The following is a 486-nucleotide window of genomic DNA, read 5'->3' as shown; positions in this document are numbered from 1 at the left end:
CACCGTGGTGATCATGTTGACCGCGCCCAGGATGGTGCCCAGACCGCCGACGGCCAGGCCCATGATCCACAGGTCGCCGCCGGCGCCCGGTGAGTGGATGGCGTCGGTCAGCGGCGAATAGGCGGTCCAGCCGAAGTCGGCCGCGCCGCCGGGGGTGATGAAGCCGGCGATCGCGATCAGCGCGCCGAACAGGAACAGCCAGAACGAGAAGGCGTTGAGCCGGGGGAACGCCACGTCGGGCGCGCCGATCTGCAGCGGCAGCACCAGGTTGGCGAAGCCGAACACGATGGGCGTCGCGTAGAACAGCAGCATCACCGTGCCGTGCATGGTGAACAGCTGGTTGTACTGCTCGTTGGACAGGAACTGCAGGCCCGGCACCGTGAGCTCGGTGCGCATGAACAGCGCCATCAACCCGCCGATGAAGAAGAACACGAAGCAGGCGACGCAGTACATGATGCCGATCAGCTTGTGATCGGTGGTGGTGAC

1 protein-coding gene is annotated in these 486 nt (G+C 65.8%); it reads right to left on the bottom strand.

Annotated features, from left to right (window positions below):
* A partial coding sequence (locus tag Q2100_RS08710) for a cbb3-type cytochrome c oxidase subunit I (RefSeq protein ID WP_302913697.1) occupies positions 1 to 486 on the bottom strand: 486 nt, incomplete at both ends.

Origin of the sequence: Mycolicibacterium arseniciresistens, assembly GCF_030519285.1 — a bacterium.
Classification (GTDB): Bacteria; Actinomycetota; Actinomycetes; order Mycobacteriales; family Mycobacteriaceae; genus Mycobacterium; species Mycobacterium arseniciresistens.
The sequence above is the reverse complement of the archived record's forward strand: the minus strand, read 5'-3'. Positions and strand labels throughout refer to the sequence as shown.